The organism is Streptomyces sp. NPDC104096 (genome assembly GCF_055584385.1).
The window spans coordinates 140,130-157,357 of record NZ_JBVJMD010000005.1 but is presented as its reverse complement, the minus strand read 5'-3'; the positions used below and the strand labels follow the sequence as shown (position 1 = coordinate 157,357).

The window sequence follows — 17,228 nt, the reverse complement described above, 5'->3', positions numbered from 1 at the left end:
CGTGCGGCGGCGGCTCAGGACCCGCTCCCAGCGTCGGCGGCGGTGGGTTGTGCCGCTGCCCAGCGGGCCGCGCCGGCCGGGGTGTCCGGTCCGCTCCGGGCGCCGTCCGGGCCGTCGGTACGGCGGCGCACCCGGGAGCCGAGCAGGCACAGCAGGAACCCGGCCGGGACGGTGACCAGACCCGGTGTCTGGAGCGGGAACCGATGGAAGTCGTACTCCGGCAGGAGCGCCACGGGAGTGCCGGAGACCGCCGGTGAGAAGAACAGGAGCACGGCCGTCAGCACGGGTGCCCCGTACAGGGCGCACAGCGCGCCGCGCGCGGTGCACCACGGCCCGAGGAACGCGCAGACCACCACGGGCAGCAGGGCGGACGCGGCGGTGGCGAAGGTGAAGGAGACGAGCACCTGCGGGTTGCGGTCGTGGGCGGGTATCGACAGCAGCACCGAGACGGCGCCGACCAGGGCCACCGCGCACCGGGCCCGTGTCACCTCGTGGGCGGCCGTGCCGCGTCCGCGCCGTGCGCCGCGGGCCGGCGACGGGAGGTCGTGGGCCAGCGAGGCGGCCGCGGCCAGGGTGATGCCGGCCACGGCGGCGAGCGCGGTGGCGAAGACGGCACAGGCCACGAGCGCGAACAGGACGCTGTCGCCGGCCAGGGCGGGCCCCGGGTCCAGCGCGGTGGTCACCATGAGCAGCGCGGTGCCGCCGGACGGGTCCCCCGCGCGCAGCTCCCGCGGTCCCACGAGGGCGCAGGCGCCGAGGCCGACGACGGCGAGGGCGGCGCAGATCAGGACGACGGACCCGACGGCCCAGCGCAGCGAGACGCGCAGGGCGTGCGCGCTGCGCACCGGCTGGAAGCGCATCGTGACGTGCGGCAGACAGGCGGCGCCCAGCACCAGGGTGAGCGAGAAGCCCACCAGGTCGAGCCGGCCCGCGAGGGAGTCGCCGAACTGGAGTCCGGGGCGGGTGAAGCCGGGCCCGCCGCGATGCGCGGCCGCGTCCAGCAGACGGCCCGGGTCACCGTCGAACCGGTGCAGGACGAGGACGGCGAGCAGGACCACCACGGGGACGACGACGAGGGTCTTCAGGATCTGGACGAACCCGGTGCCCCGCATCCCGCCGAACGCCGAGTAGCAGACCATGAGCGCTCCCGTGGCGACGGTGCAGCCGGTGAGCGCTCCCGCGGGCAGGCCCAGCATCACGGTGGTGATCCGTCCGGCGGCGGAGAGCTGGACCAGGAGCAGCGGGATCAGCACCACGAGGGTGACCAGGCCCATGGCCCGGCGCACGGCCGGCCGCCCCAGCCGCTCGGCCAGCACGTCGCCGAGGGTGTAGCGGCCTGGTCCGCGCAGGGGTTCGGCGAGGATCCGGCCGAACAGCAGCAGGGCCAGCACGGTGGCGCAGGCGAAGAGGACGCCGTCGGCGCCGGTGAGGGCGATGGACCCGGTGGTGCTCAGCAGGGTGGCCGCCGAGAGGTAGTCGCCGGCCACGGCGAGCCCGTTCTGCACCGGTCCGAGCGAGGAGCTGCCCGTGTAGAACTGCTCCGGCTCGTCCTGGTCGGCCGCGGCGAGACCGCACAGGAGCAGCGAGACGGTGACGAAGGCGAGGAAGAGCACGATCGCGAGCGAGCCGCCGTCGAGGGCGCCGCCGCGGCTCACCGGGTTCTCCCCGTTCCCGCCGCCGACCGGCCGTACGCGCGGGCGCCGTTGTCGGTACGGGCGTCGGCGTCGGCGGTACGGGGATCCGCCGCCCGGCCGGTGGCGCGGGCGGCGGGACGCGGGACGGTCGGGGGCGCGGCGGGGGCCGCGTGACCGGACGGGGGCGCGGCGGGGCGGTGCGGGAGGGCGAGTGACATGCCGGTCACGCCACCACGGGGGCGGCCGGTACCCCACCCGCTCACCCCCGACGTGTGCGCGAGCCGTGGCCCGCCGGGCCCGGACTGTGCACGGCCACAGCACCGTCGCCCCGGGCGCGGGCGGCCCCGTACGACCGCCGGGCCGTCGACTCCCGCGGAAGGGACGGGCGGTCAGTCTCCGAGGAGTCGTCGGGCGGTCAGCGCGAGCGAGGTGTCGACGACGTCCGCGGGCCGGGCGAGAGAGCGGCCGGTGAGCTGTTCGAAACGGCGCAGCCGGTTGAGGACCGTGTTGCGGTGGCAGTACAGCCGGGTCGCCGCGCGCTGCGCGGAGCCGTCACTGTCCAGCCACACGCACACGGTGTCCAGCAGCAGGTCCCGGTCGCCCGGGTCGAGGCTCAGCAGCGGACCCAGGACCCGGTGGACCAGCGCGGCGCCCAGGGCGGGCGCGGACACCAGCAGGGCCGCCGGCAGATGCTCGTCGAGCAGGACCGTGCCGCCGGTCTCCGGGCAGGCGCGCAGCGCGGTCTCGGAGAGCCGGCGCGCGTCCCCGACCGCCGCCAGGCCCTCCACGGCACGGCTGATGCCGACCCGCGCCCCGACGGGCGCGGTCACCCGGTCGACCAGGTCGGCCGGCTCGCTCTCGCCGAGGTGCACGATGGCGTGTTCCGCGTCCGCCCCGGCGTGCCAGTGCGCCCGCATCCCGGGCGGCACCGACAGCAGCGGGGTGCCGGTGTGGGCGGCCGGGTGCGCGGCGGCCACGCTCACCACCGCGTACCTGCCGTGCTCGGGCAGCTCCAGCGCGGCGGCGACGTCCGGCAGGTCGGCGATGCGGGTGGTGCCGTCGAGGAGGGCGGTGGTCATCAGCCGCAGCCGGTTCTCCCGGCGCCAGGCGAGCTGCCGTTCCACCTGCCGGTAGGCGTCGGCGACCAGGGTGCAGTGCTCGTCGACGAAGTTCCACACGTCGGCGGCCACATGCACGAGCAGGCGTACGTCGTCGGGGTCGCGCCGCGCGGCCTCCTCGACGAGACCGCGCCACACCATGGCGCCGCCGAGCCGGAAGGCGTGCAGCAACGCGTCCAGCGGCAGTCCCTGTTCGGCCCGTTCGGCGCCGATCCGCCACGAGCAGCGCCGGGCGGCGTCCCGGGACTCCCTGGGGCGCAGCAGCGAGCCGACGTTGTGGCGCAGGGAGCGGTGCGCCTCCTGCCAGACGCCCGAGGGGTCGGCTTCGAGGGCCGCCCGGTAGGCGGGCTCCTGTTCCCGCAGCACGGTGAGCAGCCGGTCGGTGAGTTCGGGAAGGTCGTCCATCAGGACGGCGGCCGCGCGGTGCAGCACGGCGACGGCGTCCGCGTCGACGCTGGAACGCAGGGGCGGAGAGGGGGGCGGCAGCTCGGGCACCACCCGGACACGGGCTCGTACGGCGTTCGGCATCGCAGTCCTCCACCGGGTCGGTTCGCACCGGTGCGCAGCGCGGCGTTCGTCCCCCGCCGGCGGCTCCGGAGCAGTCCTTGGTCCCGAAGGATGACATACCGTCCGGTCGGTCCCCAGGGTGTCGGACCAAATTCCCCGCCGCCCCGGGAATCCCCGCCTCCGACCGCGGGCAGCAGGTGGCGGGCGGCGTACGACCCCGGAAGCGGCCACCGGGCCGCCCCGCCCCGCCGGATCACCCGCCCCGGCGGGTCACCCGCGCGGCGGGAACCCGTACCGTGCCGGGGCCGGTTCCCCCGGGCGGCCGCCGGACGCGTCCTCCCGGTCGACGAACCTCGCCAATTCGATCCGCGAGCGCACGCCGAGCAGCGCGAACACATTGCGCAGATGGTGGTCGACCGTGCGCGGGCTCACCGACAGCCGCATCGCCACCTCGCGGTTGGTGGCCCCCTCCGCGACGAACCGGGCGATCCGCAGCTGCTGCGGTGTCAGCCGGACCAGCGGTCCCCGGGGTTCGGCCGCCGGGGCGTCACCGGTGGCACGCAGTTCGGCCCGTGCCTGCTGGGCCCAGGCACCGGCTCCGCAGCGTTCGAACGCGACCAGGGCGTCGCGCAGCCGTCCCCGTGCCTCGCCCGGCCGCCGTCTGCGCCGCAGCCAGTTGCCGAACAGGAGCTGGGTACGGGCGCGTTCGAAGTCGCCGCCCACCAGGTCGTGGCGAGCCAGCGCCTCGGCGTAGTGGACCTCCGCCGGGTGGGGACCGGTGCGGTCGTCGTGCGGCGGGGTCCCGTCGCGGGCCGCGGGCTCCCCCTTGCCCTCGACGGTCTCCAGCAGGGCGCGGCAGCGGGCGAGCAGGGCCGGGGCGGCGGCGTCGATGCCCTGCTCCGCCCAGGCGGCGAACTCCGCGACGACCGCGGGCGCGGCCTCCGGTGCGCCGGCCAGCACGGCGGCCTCGACGTAGCACGGCACGGCGAGCATCCGTACCGCGAAGTGGCCGCCGCAGGGGCCGGGGCGCACCAGGGGGCCGAGCCGGGCCGCCGCCTCGGGGGCCCGGCCCCGGCTCAGGTCGGTGCGGGCCAGAGCCCACTGGGCGAGCGACGCGGCCAGGGCGAGGCCGTGCGCGTCGGCGACGGCCGAGCAGGCGGCGGCGTGCTCGGCCACGGTGTCGGCGTCGCCCGCCAGGGAGGCGACCAGGGCCAGGACGGCGTGCTGATGGGCGGCGATGTTGCGCTGCCCGGTGCGCAGGGCGGCGCGCAGTCCCTCCTCGGCGTGCACCCGGGCCCGCAGGTGCCGCCCGGCCCGCAGCTCGCCGTAGGCCAGCCGCTCCAGCACCAGGGGTACGAGGGTGGCGTGGCCGCGCGAGCGCGCGACCGCCAGCGCCCGCGCGTGCACCCGGCACGCGGCCGCGAGGTCGCCCACGACCAGCGCCGCGGCACCGGCGCACACCAGCATCTCGGGCTCCCCCGCGCGCTCGCCCCGCTCCACGAGCCGCCGCAGAGCCTGCCTGCCCCGCACGGTCCGCCCGCTCAACAGGTCCGTCATCCCGGCGCGGTACTCCGCCGCGAAGGTCTGGGCCGACCGGGCCGAGACGGCCGCCCGCACGGCCGGGAGGGCGTCGTCGGGGGCCGCGGACGGCACGCCGGGCAGGACTCTCGAAAGATCCTCGGCGAGAGCGTCGGAGACGGCGTCGGGGAAAGCTCGGGGAAGGGCCCCGGGAAGGGCCTGGGCAGGGACTCCGGGCGGAGTCCCGGCAAGGACCTCGGGAGGGACTCCGGGCAGGACCTCGGGCAGGGCTCGCGGCAGAACCCCGGGCAGGGCCCGCAAGGCCCCGGTCGGGGTCGGGGCGCACGTCGGCTGCGGCACGGGCGCCTCGCGGGGGACGGACGGGTCGGAGCCGCCGGTGATCCGCAGGTAGGACTGCGCGTCGCCCGCGGACCAGGCCGCCTCCATCCCGGCGAGCAGCGCCAGATCGGTGCGCTGCGCGTCGTAGGGAGCCATCAGCTCCGCCGCCAGCCGCAGCGCCTCGCAGGCGTCGGCCACGGGCCCGTCCTGGAGTTCGAGCAGCCCGCGGACGAGTTCCGTCCGGCCGCGGACCGCGTCGTGCGCCGGCCAGGGCCGGGCCGCGGCCAGCAGTTCGCGGGCCCGTGCGGGACGGCCGGCCAGCCGGGCGTGGTCCGCGGCGGCGGCGAGCCGCGCGACCCTGGCACCGTCGTGCTCCGTGAGGACGGCCGCACGCTCCAGGGCCACGGACCGTTCGGCGTGGGTCCGGCTCACGTCGTCCTCCGCGACGGCCGCGAGCTCGGCGGCGAGCCGGGGGTCGGGGCCCGGCGCGGCCAGGGCCCGGTGCACCAGGCGCGGCAGCCGCCGGCGCTCGCCGGCCAGGGCCAGCGCCAGCAGCGTGTGGGCGTGTCGGCGGCGGGCGGGTGACACCTCGTCACGGACCGCGCGGCGCAGCGGTTCGTCGGCGAACACCACGCGTTCCCCGGCGACGCGCAGCACCCCGGCGTCCTCGGCCTCGGCCAGTTCCGCGCGCCCCGCCCCGGCGGCGCCCGCCGCGCGCAGGACGAGGAGGAGGTCCGCTCCGTGCCCGTACGGGTCCTGCTCCTGCGCGGCCGCGGCCAGCAGCAGGAGCAGCCGGGACCCGGCCGGCAGGTCGCCGGGGCCCGCTCCGCAGGCCCGCACCAGCACGTCGGGCGCGACCAGCGGTCTCGGCAGCGGCAGTTCGCCGCCGAGCTGCCGCGGGCCGAGCCCGGTCAGGACGTCGGTCAGCAGCCGCGGGTTGCCGACCGTCTCGCGGACCAGTTCGCGGCGTACGGCGGGGTCGAGGGGGCGCGCGGCGAGGTCGTCCGCCAGGGCCTCGGCCGCGGCCGGGTCGAGCGGACCGAGGCGGACCAGGGGCAGACCGGCGAGTTCGCCGTCCGGGTGGCCGCGGGCCGCCGCGGACAGCAGCAGGCCGACGGGGCGCGCGGTGTCCAGCCGCCGGGCGACGAACCCCAGGGCCGCGCGGGACGGCCCGTCCCACAGATGTACGTCGTCCACGCACACCAGCAGCGGCCGCCCCGAGGCCCGCTCGCCCAGCAGTTCCAGCAGCGCGGCCGGCTCCAGCCCGGCCCCGAGCACCCGCAGCGCCCGCAGCGGGGCGCCCACGACCGCCGAGCTGAGCAGGGCGTGCAGGCCTCCGTACGGGATGCGGCTCTCGGCCCGGGTGGCCCCGGCGTGCCACACGGTGCCCTCGTCGAAGGTGCGGCGGACCTGCGCGAGCAGTGCGGTGCGTCCGAGTCCCGGAGTCCCGGTGAGGACGAGGGCGCCGCCGCGGTCGGCACGCAGCCGTGCCAACAGCGCTTCTACGGCTTCGAGTTCCGTGCTCCGGCCGTGGAGCCTGGGCGGGCGGAGCGGACGTGGGGGGATCGTCTGTCCGGTCACGGCGGTCAGGTTACGACCGCGTAACCGGCGGCGGAACCAGGTGCCCCAGGCCCTCGGCGAGGCCTTCAAGGGCCCTGCGACCTCGGGAAACACGCCTGCCGGGCGCCGCCGCACGCTGGGCGCCCTCCTACCGGGCCGGAGCCATCCTTGTGCGCCCGCACACCCGCACGCCCGGGATTCAGAGCGGCAGCCGGGCGCGGCGCAGCGGGCCGCTGCACAGGACGACCACACCGCCGAGGCCGCAGACCACGGCGCTGGTGACGAAGACGGGGCCGGTGCCCCACCAGCCGATGGCGGCCGCGCTCAGCGGCATGCTGAGCGGGGCGAAGCCGAGACTGACGATGCCCGCGACGGAGCTGACGCGGCCCAGGTAGGCGGGTTCGGACTGGGTCTGGAGCAGGGCGCCGCACAGCGCGCCGCTGAGTCCGGTGAGCATGCCGACGAGGACGGCCACGCCGATGGCCGCGGTCAGGTCGGGTACGAAGGCGAGCGCGCCGACCGCGACCGAGCCGGTGATGATCGCGGCCGCCGCGACCCGCGCCGCGTGCGGCAGCCGTCCGCGTACGGCCAGCAGGAGCGCGGCGATCCCCGCGCCGGCCCCGAACCCGGCGAGCACCCCGCCCATGCCGGCGGCGCCCCAGCCGCGCCGGTCGGCCAGCAGGGTCAGTCCGACGTTGAGCGGTCCGACGAAGCCGAGGTCGCCGAGGGCGATGGCGATCAGGAGCGGCGCGAGGACCCGGTGCCCGCGGATGTAGCGCAGGCCCTCGCGCAGATCCCGCCAGGGGCTGCCCGCGGCGGCCTCCGCCACGACGGGAGCCCCGGCCGGGTCCGCCGCGCCGACGGCGTCGGCCGGACCGGCCACCGGACCACCGCCCTGCTCCGCACCCTCCGCACCCGGCGCACCACTCGCCGCCGACGCCTCCGGTATCGCGGCCACCGGCGTCACCGCGGCAGGCGCCGGGAGATCCCGGGTCCGTACGGCCACCAGCAGCGGGACGGAGAGCGCGATCAGCGCTCCGGCCAGACCGAACGCGCCGGCGGCCCCGCCCAGGGCCACCCCCAGACCGCCGAGCGGGCCGCCCACGACACCGGCGAACCGGATGGCGAGACCGCGCAGGCCCTGGACCCGGGCGAGCTGGTCCGGGCCGGTCAGCCGGGCGGGCAGCGCCCCCACCGCGGGCATGAAGACGGCGTCCACGATGCCGAAGACCACGGCGAGCACGACCAGCGGCCACAGTCCGGGGCCGGAGACGAGGAGCAGCGCGGCGACCGCGAGCACGGCCGCGCAGCGCACGGCGTCGCTGCCGATGACGACCCGGTGCGGCCCGAACCGGTCGGCGACCACTCCCCCGCCGAGCATCAGCAGGGCCCGCGGCACCGCGCTGACGGCCATCACGAGACCGGCCTGCGAGGGCGTCCCGGCCTGGACGGCGGCCCAGGACAGCGCGAGGTAGTAGACGTTGTCCCCGACCATCGACGCGGTGTAGGCGCCGAGCCAGCGCAGCACATTGCCGTCGCGATGGGCCGGCCGGCCGGTGACATCGACCGGGGCGGTGAGCGTGGCGGTCACAGGAGGCCGTCCTCTGGGATACGAAGGAAAAGCTGCGCACCATATTCTGCGCGACTTCTCTTTTCGCTCGGACCCAAGACCCCCGGACCGAAGACCCTCGGACCGAAGGCCCCCGGACCGAAGGCCCCCGGACCGAAAGGAAGCCCCGGTCACCGAAGTGACCGGGGCCCACGGCTCGGCCGCACGCCGGACGCGGTGTCACCGCACCGGGCGGCCCGCCTCTCGCAGGGTCTGCTTGACCTCGGCGATGCGCAGGTCGCCGAAGTGGAAGACGGAGGCGGCCAGTACGGCGTCCGCGCCCGCCTCGACGGCCGGCGGGAAGTCGCCGAGGCGGCCCGCGCCGCCGGAGGCGATCACCGGGACCGTCACATGCTTGCGGACGGCCGCGATCATCTCCAGGTCGTAGCCGTCCTTGGTGCCGTCCGCGTCCATCGAGTTGAGCAGGATCTCACCGGCTCCCAGCTCGGCGGCCCGGTGCGCCCACTCGACCGCGTCGATGCCGGTGCCCCGGCGGCCGCCGTGCGTGGTGACCTCGAAGCCCCCGGACGGCGTCCGCCGGGCGTCGACCGACAGCACCAGGACCTGGCGGCCGAAGCGCTCGGCGATCTCCCGGATCAGGTCGGGCCGGGCGATGGCGGCCGTGTTCACGCCCACCTTGTCGGCGCCCGCCCGCAGCAGTTTGTCCACGTCCTCGGCGGCGCGCACCCCGCCGCCGACGGTCAGCGGGATGAACACCTGCTCCGCGGTGCGGCGCACCACGTCGTACGTGGTCTCCCGGTTGCCCGACGAGGCGGTGATGTCCAGGAACGTCAGCTCGTCGGCGCCCTCGGCGTCGTACACCTTCGCCATCTCGACGGGGTCGCCCGCGTCGCGCAGGTTCTGGAAGTTGACGCCCTTGACGACCCGTCCGTCGTCCACGTCCAGGCAGGGGATGACTCGGACCGCCAGGGTCATGAATCCACGGCTCCTCTGAATGCTTCTATTTCCACTTCGACCAGGATGCGCGGGTCGACGAAGCCCTCCACGACCAGCAGGGTCGAGACCGGGCGCACCGAGTCGAAGAGTTCCTTGTGGGCGCGCCCCACGGCCTCCACGTCCCGCGCGTGGCTCAGGTACATCCGGGTGCGGATCACCGCGTCGATGCCGAGCCCGAACTCGCCGATCGCCTCGACCGCACCGGTGAAGGCGACCTTGGCCTGCTCGTACGGGTCGCCCTCCCCGTACAGCACGCGGCCTTTGAAGGACGACGTGCCCGCCACCAGGACGCGGTCGCCCGCCGCGACGGCGCGCGCGAACCCGAGGGACTCCTCCCAGGGGCTCCCGCTCTGCACCCGCCGCACGGCCTCGGACGTCATGACACGGTGTCCGGAATCACGATGTGGCCTCCAGGGCCTCTTCCAAGGTGAACGCCTTGGCGTACAGGGCCTTGCCGACGATGGCGCCCTCGACTCCGAGGGGTACCAGCTCGGCGATGGCCCGCAGGTCGTCCAGCGACGACACGCCGCCGGACGCCACGACCGGGCGATCCGTGGCGGCGCAGACGTTGCGCAGCAGTTCCAGGTTGGGACCCTGGAGGGTGCCGTCCTTGGCGATGTCGGTGACGACGTAGCGCGCGCAGCCCTCCTTGTCGAGCCGGGCCAGCGTCTCGTACAGGTCGCCGCCGTCGCGGGTCCAGCCGCGGCCGCGCAGGGTCGTGCCGCGGACGTCGAGGCCCACCGCGATCTTGTCGCCGTGCCGGGCGATGACCTCGGCGACCCACTCGGGGGTCTCCAGCGCGGCCGTGCCCAGGTTGACCCGGGTGCAGCCGGTGGCGAGCGCGGCGGCGAGGGTGTCGTCGTCGCGGATGCCGCCGGACAGCTCCACCTTGATGTCCATCGCGCGCGCGACCTCGCCGATCAGGGCGCGGTTGTCGCCGGTGCCGAACGCGGCGTCCAGGTCGACCAGGTGCAGCCACTCGGCACCCGAGCGCTGCCAGGCGAGGGCGGCCTCCAGGGGAGAGCCGTACGAGGTCTCCGTCCCGGACTCGCCGTGCACCAGACGGACGGCCTGGCCGTCCCGGACGTCGACGGCGGGGAGGAGTTCGAGCTTCGAGGCCATCAGAGGGTTCCGATCCAGTTGTTCAGCAGCTGGGCTCCGGCGTCGCCGGACTTCTCGGGGTGGAACTGCGTGGCCCACAGGGCCCCGTTCTCCACGGCGGCCACGAACGGCTCGCCGTGCGTCGACCAGGTCACCTTGGGCGCGTTCATGGCCGGGTTGTGCGTCTCCAGGGCCCAGTCGTGGACCGCGTAGGAGTGCACGAAGTAGAAGCGCGCGTCCGGGTCCAGGCCGGCGAACAGCTCTGAGCCGGCCGGCGCGTCGACGGTGTTCCAGCCCATGTGGGGCACGATCTCGGCCTGGAGCGGCTCGACCGAGCCGGGCCACTCGTCGAGGCCCTCGGTCTCCACCCCGTGCTCGATGCCCCGCGCGAACAGGATCTGCATGCCGACGCAGATGCCCATCACCGGGCGGCCGCCGGACAGCCGGCGGTCGATGATCCAGTCGCCGCGGGCGGCCCGCAGGCCGTTCATGCAGGCGGCGAAGGCGCCGACGCCCGGCACCAGCAGGCCGTCGGCGTTCATGGCGGTGTCGAAGTCACGCGTGATCTCGACCTCGGCACCGGTGCGCGCGAGGGCGCGTTCGGCGGACCGCACGTTCCCGAAGCCGTAGTCGAAGACCACGACCTTGCTGGGCTTGCTCAATTCCACACCTCCAGCCGTACGACACCGGCCACCAGGCACATGGCGGCGCCGATGGACAGCAGCACGATGAGGCTCTTGGGCATCTCCTGCTTCACGAAGGAGTAGATACCGCCGACGAGGAAGAGCCCGACGACGATCAGGATGGCGGACAGACCGGTCATGGGTTACAGCGCGCCCTTCGTGGAGGGAAGAATGCCGGCGGCGCGCGGGTCGCGCTCGCTCGCGTAGCGCAGCGCCCGCGCGAGCGCCTTGAACTGGCACTCGACGATGTGGTGGGCGTTGCGTCCGTACGGCACGTGCACGTGCAGCGCGATCTGCGCCTGGGCCACGAAGGACTCCAGGATGTGCCGGGTCATCGTGGTGTCGTACGCGCCGATCATCGGCGCCATGTTCTCGGGCTCGGTGTGCACGAGGTACGGGCGGCCGGAGAGGTCGACGGTGACCTGGGCGAGGGACTCGTCCAGCGGGACCGTGCAGTTGCCGAAGCGGTAGATGCCCACCTTGTCGCCGAGCGCCTGCTTGAAGGCGGCGCCGAGCGCGAGGGCGGTGTCCTCGATGGTGTGGTGCGAGTCGATGTGCAGGTCGCCCTCGGTCTTCACGGTCAGGTCGAACAGACCGTGCCGGCCGAGCTGGTCGAGCATGTGGTCGTAGAAGCCGACACCGGTGGAGATGTCCGTCCTCCCGGTGCCGTCGAGGTCGATCTCGACCAGGACACCCGTCTCCTTGGTCGTCCGCTCCACGCGTCCCACGCGGTTCATGCGCTCTGCTCCTTCTTCAGTTCACGGACCGCGTCGAGGAACGCGTCGTTCTCCTGCGGGGTCCCGGCGGTGACCCGAAGCCACCCCGGTACGCCGTTGTCCCGGACCAGGACCCCCCGGTCGAGGATCTTCCGCCAGACGGCGTGGGCGTCCTCGAACCGCCCGAACTGCACGAAGTTCGCGTCCGACTCGGTGACCTCGTAGCCGATCGACCGGAGCTCGCGGACCAGCCGGTCCCGCTCCTCCTTCAGCCGCTCGACGTACTTCAGCAGGGTGCCGGTGTGCTCCAGGGCCGCCAGCGCGGTCGCCTGGGTGACGGCCGACAGGTGGTAGGGCAGCCGGACCAGCTGCACGGCGTCGACCACCGCCGGGTGCGCGGCGAGATAGCCCAGGCGCAGCCCCGCCGCGCCGAAGGCCTTCGACATGGTGCGCGAGACGACCAGGTGCGGCCGCCCCTCGAGCAGCGGCAGCAGCGAGGCGCCGTGGCTGAATTCGACGTACGCCTCGTCCACGACCACGACGGACGGCTTGGCCGCCTGCGCGGCCTCGTACAGCGCGAGGACCGTCTCGGGCGGGACCGCGTTGCCGGTGGGGTTGTTGGGGGTGGTGATGAACACGACGTCCGGCCGGTTCTCGGCGATCGCCCGTTCGGCGGCGGCCAGGTCGATCGTGAAGTCGGCGCTCCGCGGGCCGGAGATCCAGCCGGTGCCGGTGCCGCGCGCGATGAGCGCGTGCATCGAGTACGACGGCTCGAAGCCGATCGCCGTGCGGCCCGGCCCGCCGAAGGTCTGGAGCAGTTGCTGGATGACCTCGTTGGAGCCGTTGGCGGCCCAGACGTTCGCGAGGCCGACCGGGTGCCCGGCCGTGTCCGTCAGGTACTCGGCGAGCCTGGTGCGCAGTTCGACGGCGTCCCGGTCCGGGTAGCGGTTGAGGTCCCGGGCGGCCGCGCGCACCCGCTCGGTGATCCGCTCGACCAGCACCTCGGGCAGCGGGTAGGGGTTCTCGTTGGTGTTCAGCCGTACGGGCACGTCGAGCTGGGGCGCGCCGTAGGGGGACTGACCGCGCAGCTCGTCGCGGACGGGGAGATCGTCGATTCCGAACGTCACTTGCCGGGCACCTTCCAACCGAACCTCGCCTTGACCGCCGCGCCGTGCGCGGGCAGGTCCTCCGCCTCCGCCAGCGTCACCACGTGATGCGCGACCTCGGCCAGCGCGTCCTTCGTGTAGTCGACGATGTGGATGCCGCGCAGGAACGACTGGACCGACAGGCCCGAGGAGTGGCAGGCGCAGCCGCCGGTCGGCAGCACGTGGTTGGAGCCTGCCGCGTAGTCGCCCAGGGACACGGGCGCCCAGGGGCCGACGAAGACCGCGCCGGCGTTGCGCACGCGGTCGGCGACGGCGGCGGCGTCGGCCGTCTGGATCTCCAGGTGCTCGGCGCCGTAGGCGTCGACCACCCGCAGGCCCTCCTCGACTCCGTCGACGAGCACGATCGCCGACTGCCTGCCCTTGAGCGCGGGCAGGATCCGGTCGTCGATGTGCTTGGTGGCCTCGACCTGCGGCTGGAGCTCCCGCTCCACGGCGTCCGCCAGTTCGACCGAGTCGGTGACGAGGACGGCGGCCGCGAGCGGGTCGTGCTCGGCCTGGCTGATCAGGTCGGCGGCGACGTGCGCCGGGTCGGCCGTGGCGTCCGCGAGGATCGCGATCTCGGTCGGTCCGGCCTCGGCGTCGATGCCGATCCTGCCGGTGAAGAAGCGCTTGGCCGCGGCCACCCAGATGTTGCCGGGGCCGGTGACCATGTTGGCGGGCGGGCAGGACTCGGTGCCGTACGCGAACATCGCGACGGCGGTGGCGCCGCCCGCCGCGTACACCTCGTCGACACCGAGCAGGGCGCACGCGGCGAGGATCGTGGGGTGCGGCAGCCCGCCGAACTCGGCCTGGGCCGGCGAGGCGAGCGCGACCGAGGGGACGCCGGCCTCCTGCGCGGGCACCACGTTCATGATCACGGAGGAGGGGTAGACGGACCGGCCGCCGGGCGCGTACAGCCCGACCCGGTCGACCGGCACCCACTTCTCGGTCACCGAGCCGCCGGGCACCACCTGGGTCGTGTGCGTCGTACGGCGCTGGGCGCGGTGCACGAGCCGGGTGCGCCGGACGGACTCCTCCAGGGCCGCGCGCACGGCCGGGTCGAGCTGCTCCAGCGCGTCGGCCAGTGCCTGGGCCGGCACCCGTACGGACTCCAGGCGCACGCCGTCGAACTTCTCGGCGAAGTCGATCAGTGCCGCGTCGCCCCGATGATGCACGGCCTCGCAGATCGGACGCACCTTCTCCAGGGCGGCCGAGACGTCGAAGTCGGCTCGGGGCAGCAGGTCGCGCAGGGCGGGGCCCTCGGGGAGGGCGTCGCCGCGCAGATCGATTCGGGAGATCACGGACTCAATTCTCGCAGACCCGGATCGGAGGCCGTCCGCGCGTATCAATGGCTGATACAGAGCGGCGGCCGGGGCAGGTGGCGCATTCCGCCCGAACCCGGAAGATCCCCTTCACGTCTTGCGTTCGGGGCGTCACTCAGCGGGCATCAACGCCTGTGCGGCGAAGCGACCCGCGAGTAGCCGGGGAGGGAGTGAAGAACCGTGACCGAGGGGACCCAGACCCGCACCGGGGATCTGCCGGACGATCTGACCGCCGCGGAGGCCGGCATGTGGCAGTCGTTCCGCAACGGCACCGTGTACGACCTCAGCAGCGGGGACGCGGTCGTCGACGACCCGCACGGGGGGCATCCCTGGGGACCCGAGCGGACCGTGCGGGCCCGGATACTGGCCTGGCTGCTGCTGGACGGGCCGCCCGCGCTGGCCGGGCGGGTCGCGTCGCTGAAACTGGCCGGGGTGCAGATCAGCGGGGTGCTGGATCTCGCCGGCGGCACGGTGGTGCCGTACATGGAGCTGAAGAACTGCCGCTTCGAGCGGGAGGTGCTGCTGCCGGAGGCCCGCTTCACGACCGTGCGCCTGGTGAACTGCGCGGTGCCCCGGCTGGAGGCGGCCCGGGTGCACACCGAGGGCGACCTGCACCTGCCGCGCTGCCGCTTCCACCAGGGGGTCCGGCTCACCGACGCGCACATCGGCACGGATCTGCTGCTCAACCAGGCCGTCGTCGACCGGGACCGCAGCGGCCGCTCGATCGCGGCCGACGGCATGTCGGTGGGGCAGGACCTCCAGGCCGAGCTCCTGGAGTCGCACGGCGAGCTGAGTCTGCGCGCCGCGACGGTGGGCGTGTCGCTGAGCCTGCGCGGCGCGCGGCTGGCCAACCCGTACACGCGGTTCGCCCTGAACGCGCCCCAGCTGACCGTCGGGCGCACGCTGTACCTGACCCCGGCGGGCGTCGGCGCCCAGGTGCCGGACGGCGCGACCCCGCCGCAGGGCACGCGGGTGCAGCGGTTCGAGTGCCGGGGCGGGATGCGGCTGGACGACGGGCGGTTCGGGGACGCGGTCGACCTGGAGCGGGCCCGGTTCCTGCTCACCGACGACCAGGCGCTGTCGCTGCTGCGGGTGCAGACCCCGGAGCTGCGCTTCCTCGGGGAGCGGCCGCAGCGCGGGACGGTGGTGCTGTCCGGGGCGCGGATCGTCAACCTCGTCGACCGGGCGGTCAGCTGGCCGGGCCCCGGGCGGCTGCACATGGGCGGCTTCTCGTACGAGAACCTCGTGCCGCACGGCCCCTTCCCGCTGACCGAGCGCCTGGAGTGGGTGGCCGCGGCGACCGCCGAGTACAACCCGGAGCCGTACGAGCGGCTCGCGGCCGTGCTGCGCGAGAGCGGCGAGGACGAGGACGCCCGCGAGGTGCTGCTCGCCAAGCAGCGCCACCGCCGGGAGACCCTGCCGCCGGCCGCCAAGCTCTGGGGGTACGCGCAGGACTGGACGGTCGCCTACGGCTACCGGCCGGGCCGGGCGGCGGTGTGGATGGCGGTGCTGTGGGCGGCCGGGACGCTCGCCTTCGCCCGCGCCGGACGCCCGCCGGTCAACGGCGACGGCCACCCGGAGTGGGACCCGGCCCTGTTCGCCCTGGACCTGCTGCTGCCGGTCGTCGACCTGGGGCAGGTCGGCCTGTGGCAGCTCGACGGCGCCCGGCAGTGGCTGGCCGCGGCGATGGTCCTGCTCGGCTGGATCCTGGCCACGACGGTGGCGACGGGTGCCACCCGGATGCTGCGACGCAGCTGAAACCCGCCGTGGGGGGGCGGGCGCCGGGTGCTCCATACGGTCCGCCGGGGCGTGGCGGTGCGTGGTGGACCGGCCGGGCGGGCGGCCCTTACCCGCGGTAGGTGCACAGCTTCTCCACAGGAGGTTCACCACCACGTTTTACCGGCCCTTGACCAACCGGCGTACAACTTTCCATTTGTTCTGCTGCGCCTCTGGCGCGGCTGCGACCTGCGGCTTTTCAATGGGCGGCACCATGGCTCTGCTGCCCCCCTTCATCCGGACGTCGCGGATGAGAACCGCTGCCCCCCGCCCTGCCGCCGGACCTCCCGCCGACGACGAGGTGTTCCTCGACGCGCCCGACGAACGCGTGGCCCCGGCGCTGGTCGCCGCCGCGCGGGGCGAGTACGGGCCGGCCGCCGAGCTGCTCGCCGCCACCCGCCGCCATGCCGACTGGGAGAGCCGCGACCGGTACGTGATACGCCTCGCGTCCTTCGCCCGCTCCCGCGACGAGTGGTTCGAGAACTGGCGCGCCGCCGCCCCCGGCGACCCGGACGTACTGCTGGTCGGGGCCCAGCTCGCGGTGCGCCGCGTCTGGGACTCCCCGGCCCGGGCGGAGCTGCTGCGCGCCACCAGCCCGCTGATCACGGCCGCCGCGCGCAGCGACGACCGCGACCCGGTGCCGTGGCGGCTGGCGCTGGACCACGCGCGCGGCGCGCGCGCCGGGCACCGCTACTTCGGGGAGCTGTGGGAGGCGGCGGTCCGCCGCTCACCGCACCACCACGGCTGCCACGTGGCGGCCCTGAAGTACCTCGCGGGCGCCTGGCACGGCTCGCACCGCGAGTGCTTCGACTTCGCCGAGCGGGCCGCCCAGGACGCGCCGTCCGGCTCGCTCGTCCAGGCGCTGCCGCTGCGCGCGGCCTTCGCCTACCTCACCGACGGCTGCGGCCCCGAGGTGCCGCGCGAGCGGCTCGACGCCGCGGCCGACCGGGCGGTCGAGCTGTCCGCCGGACACCCGGCGGCCGACCCCTGGCCCGCGGAGATCCGCAACCTCGCGGTCTACGTCCTGGTCCGCCTCGGACGCCACGCGGACGCCCGGGAACAGCTCCGGCTGACCGGCCCGTACGTCACCTCCTTCCCCTGGGACCGGATCTCCGACGACCCGCTCGGGCGGTTCCTGGAGGTGCGCGAGAACGTCCGGCGGACACCCGAGGCGCAGCCCGGGCGGCGTCCACGGAACGGGCGCGGCGACCGCGCCCGCTCCGTCGACCATTAGGCTTCTGCG

15 protein-coding genes are annotated in these 17,228 nt (G+C 75.1%); 2 read left to right on the top strand and 13 right to left on the bottom strand.

Going from position 1 to position 17,228, the window contains the following annotated elements; translation table 11 throughout:
- Positions 1-14: 14 nt before the first annotated feature.
- The 13 genes from ACZ60B_RS08275 to hisD all read right to left on the bottom strand — a co-directional run bounded on the left by ACZ60B_RS08275 (position 15) and on the right by hisD (position 14,188).
- Positions 15-1,655: a sodium/solute symporter gene (locus ACZ60B_RS08275; RefSeq protein ID WP_469385216.1), complete on the bottom strand. Its 1,641-nt coding sequence runs from the start codon at positions 1,653-1,655 to the stop codon at positions 15-17.
- Positions 1,652-1,852: a hypothetical protein gene (locus ACZ60B_RS08270; protein WP_469385215.1), complete on the bottom strand. Its 201-nt coding sequence runs from the start codon at positions 1,850-1,852 to the stop codon at positions 1,652-1,654. The genes ACZ60B_RS08275 and ACZ60B_RS08270 overlap by 4 nt, the downstream gene beginning before the upstream one ends.
- 171 nt (positions 1,853-2,023) lie before the next feature.
- Positions 2,024-3,280: a PucR family transcriptional regulator gene (locus ACZ60B_RS08265; RefSeq protein WP_469385214.1), complete on the bottom strand. Its 1,257-nt coding sequence runs from the start codon at positions 3,278-3,280 to the stop codon at positions 2,024-2,026.
- A gap of 249 nt (positions 3,281-3,529) precedes the next feature.
- On the bottom strand, positions 3,530-6,697 hold the full coding sequence (locus ACZ60B_RS08260) for a LuxR C-terminal-related transcriptional regulator (RefSeq protein ID WP_469385213.1): 3,168 nt from the start codon (positions 6,695-6,697) through the stop codon (positions 3,530-3,532).
- Between the two features lie 178 nt (positions 6,698-6,875).
- On the bottom strand, positions 6,876-8,267 hold the full coding sequence (locus ACZ60B_RS08255; RefSeq protein ID WP_469385212.1) for an MFS transporter: 1,392 nt from the start codon (positions 8,265-8,267) through the stop codon (positions 6,876-6,878).
- Positions 8,268-8,465: 198 nt separating this feature from the next.
- Positions 8,466-9,221 carry an imidazole glycerol phosphate synthase subunit HisF gene (hisF, locus tag ACZ60B_RS08250; RefSeq protein ID WP_469385211.1) on the bottom strand — a complete coding sequence of 252 codons (756 nt, stop codon included), beginning with the start codon at positions 9,219-9,221 and terminating at the stop codon, positions 8,466-8,468.
- Positions 9,218-9,622 carry a RidA family protein gene (locus ACZ60B_RS08245; protein ID WP_469385210.1) on the bottom strand — a complete coding sequence of 135 codons (405 nt, stop codon included), beginning with the start codon at positions 9,620-9,622 and terminating at the stop codon, positions 9,218-9,220. Before ACZ60B_RS08245 ends, hisF begins: the two co-directional genes overlap by 4 nt.
- 16 nt (positions 9,623-9,638) lie before the next feature.
- Positions 9,639-10,364, bottom strand: a complete 726-nt coding sequence (gene priA / locus ACZ60B_RS08240; RefSeq protein ID WP_469385209.1) for a bifunctional 1-(5-phosphoribosyl)-5-((5-phosphoribosylamino)methylideneamino)imidazole-4-carboxamide isomerase/phosphoribosylanthranilate isomerase PriA — start codon at positions 10,362-10,364, stop codon at positions 9,639-9,641.
- Positions 10,364-11,011 (bottom strand): imidazole glycerol phosphate synthase subunit HisH, encoded by a 648-nt coding sequence (gene hisH / locus ACZ60B_RS08235; protein ID WP_469385208.1) that lies wholly within the window; start codon positions 11,009-11,011, stop codon positions 10,364-10,366. The genes priA and hisH overlap by 1 nt, the downstream gene beginning before the upstream one ends.
- Positions 11,002-11,166: a hypothetical protein gene (locus ACZ60B_RS08230; RefSeq protein WP_450663548.1), complete on the bottom strand. Its 165-nt coding sequence runs from the start codon at positions 11,164-11,166 to the stop codon at positions 11,002-11,004. The genes hisH and ACZ60B_RS08230 overlap by 10 nt, the downstream gene beginning before the upstream one ends.
- A 3-nt stretch (positions 11,167-11,169) precedes the next feature.
- Positions 11,170-11,763 carry an imidazoleglycerol-phosphate dehydratase HisB gene (gene hisB, locus ACZ60B_RS08225; RefSeq protein ID WP_152893722.1) on the bottom strand — a complete coding sequence of 198 codons (594 nt, stop codon included), beginning with the start codon at positions 11,761-11,763 and terminating at the stop codon, positions 11,170-11,172.
- The gene (locus ACZ60B_RS08220; protein ID WP_469385207.1) at positions 11,760-12,869 is read right to left on the bottom strand and encodes a histidinol-phosphate transaminase; all 1,110 of its coding nucleotides are present in this window, start codon (positions 12,867-12,869) and stop codon (positions 11,760-11,762) included. Before ACZ60B_RS08220 ends, hisB begins: the two co-directional genes overlap by 4 nt.
- A complete protein-coding gene (gene hisD, locus ACZ60B_RS08215; protein WP_469385206.1) occupies positions 12,866-14,188 on the bottom strand; it encodes a histidinol dehydrogenase in 1,323 nt (440 codons plus the stop codon). The genes ACZ60B_RS08220 and hisD overlap by 4 nt, the downstream gene beginning before the upstream one ends.
- Positions 14,189-14,389: 201 nt before the next feature.
- Here hisD and ACZ60B_RS08210 point away from each other — a divergent pair, with 201 nt between their 5' ends.
- Together ACZ60B_RS08210 and ACZ60B_RS08205 are read left to right on the top strand one after the other, a co-directional pair.
- Positions 14,390-15,967, top strand: coding sequence for an oxidoreductase (locus ACZ60B_RS08210; protein ID WP_469385205.1), 1,578 nt, complete (start codon positions 14,390-14,392; stop codon positions 15,965-15,967).
- A gap of 220 nt (positions 15,968-16,187) precedes the next feature.
- Complete coding sequence (locus ACZ60B_RS08205) at positions 16,188-17,219, top strand: hypothetical protein (protein WP_469385204.1); 1,032 nt, start codon at positions 16,188-16,190, stop codon at positions 17,217-17,219.
- Positions 17,220-17,228: the final 9 nt, after the last annotated feature.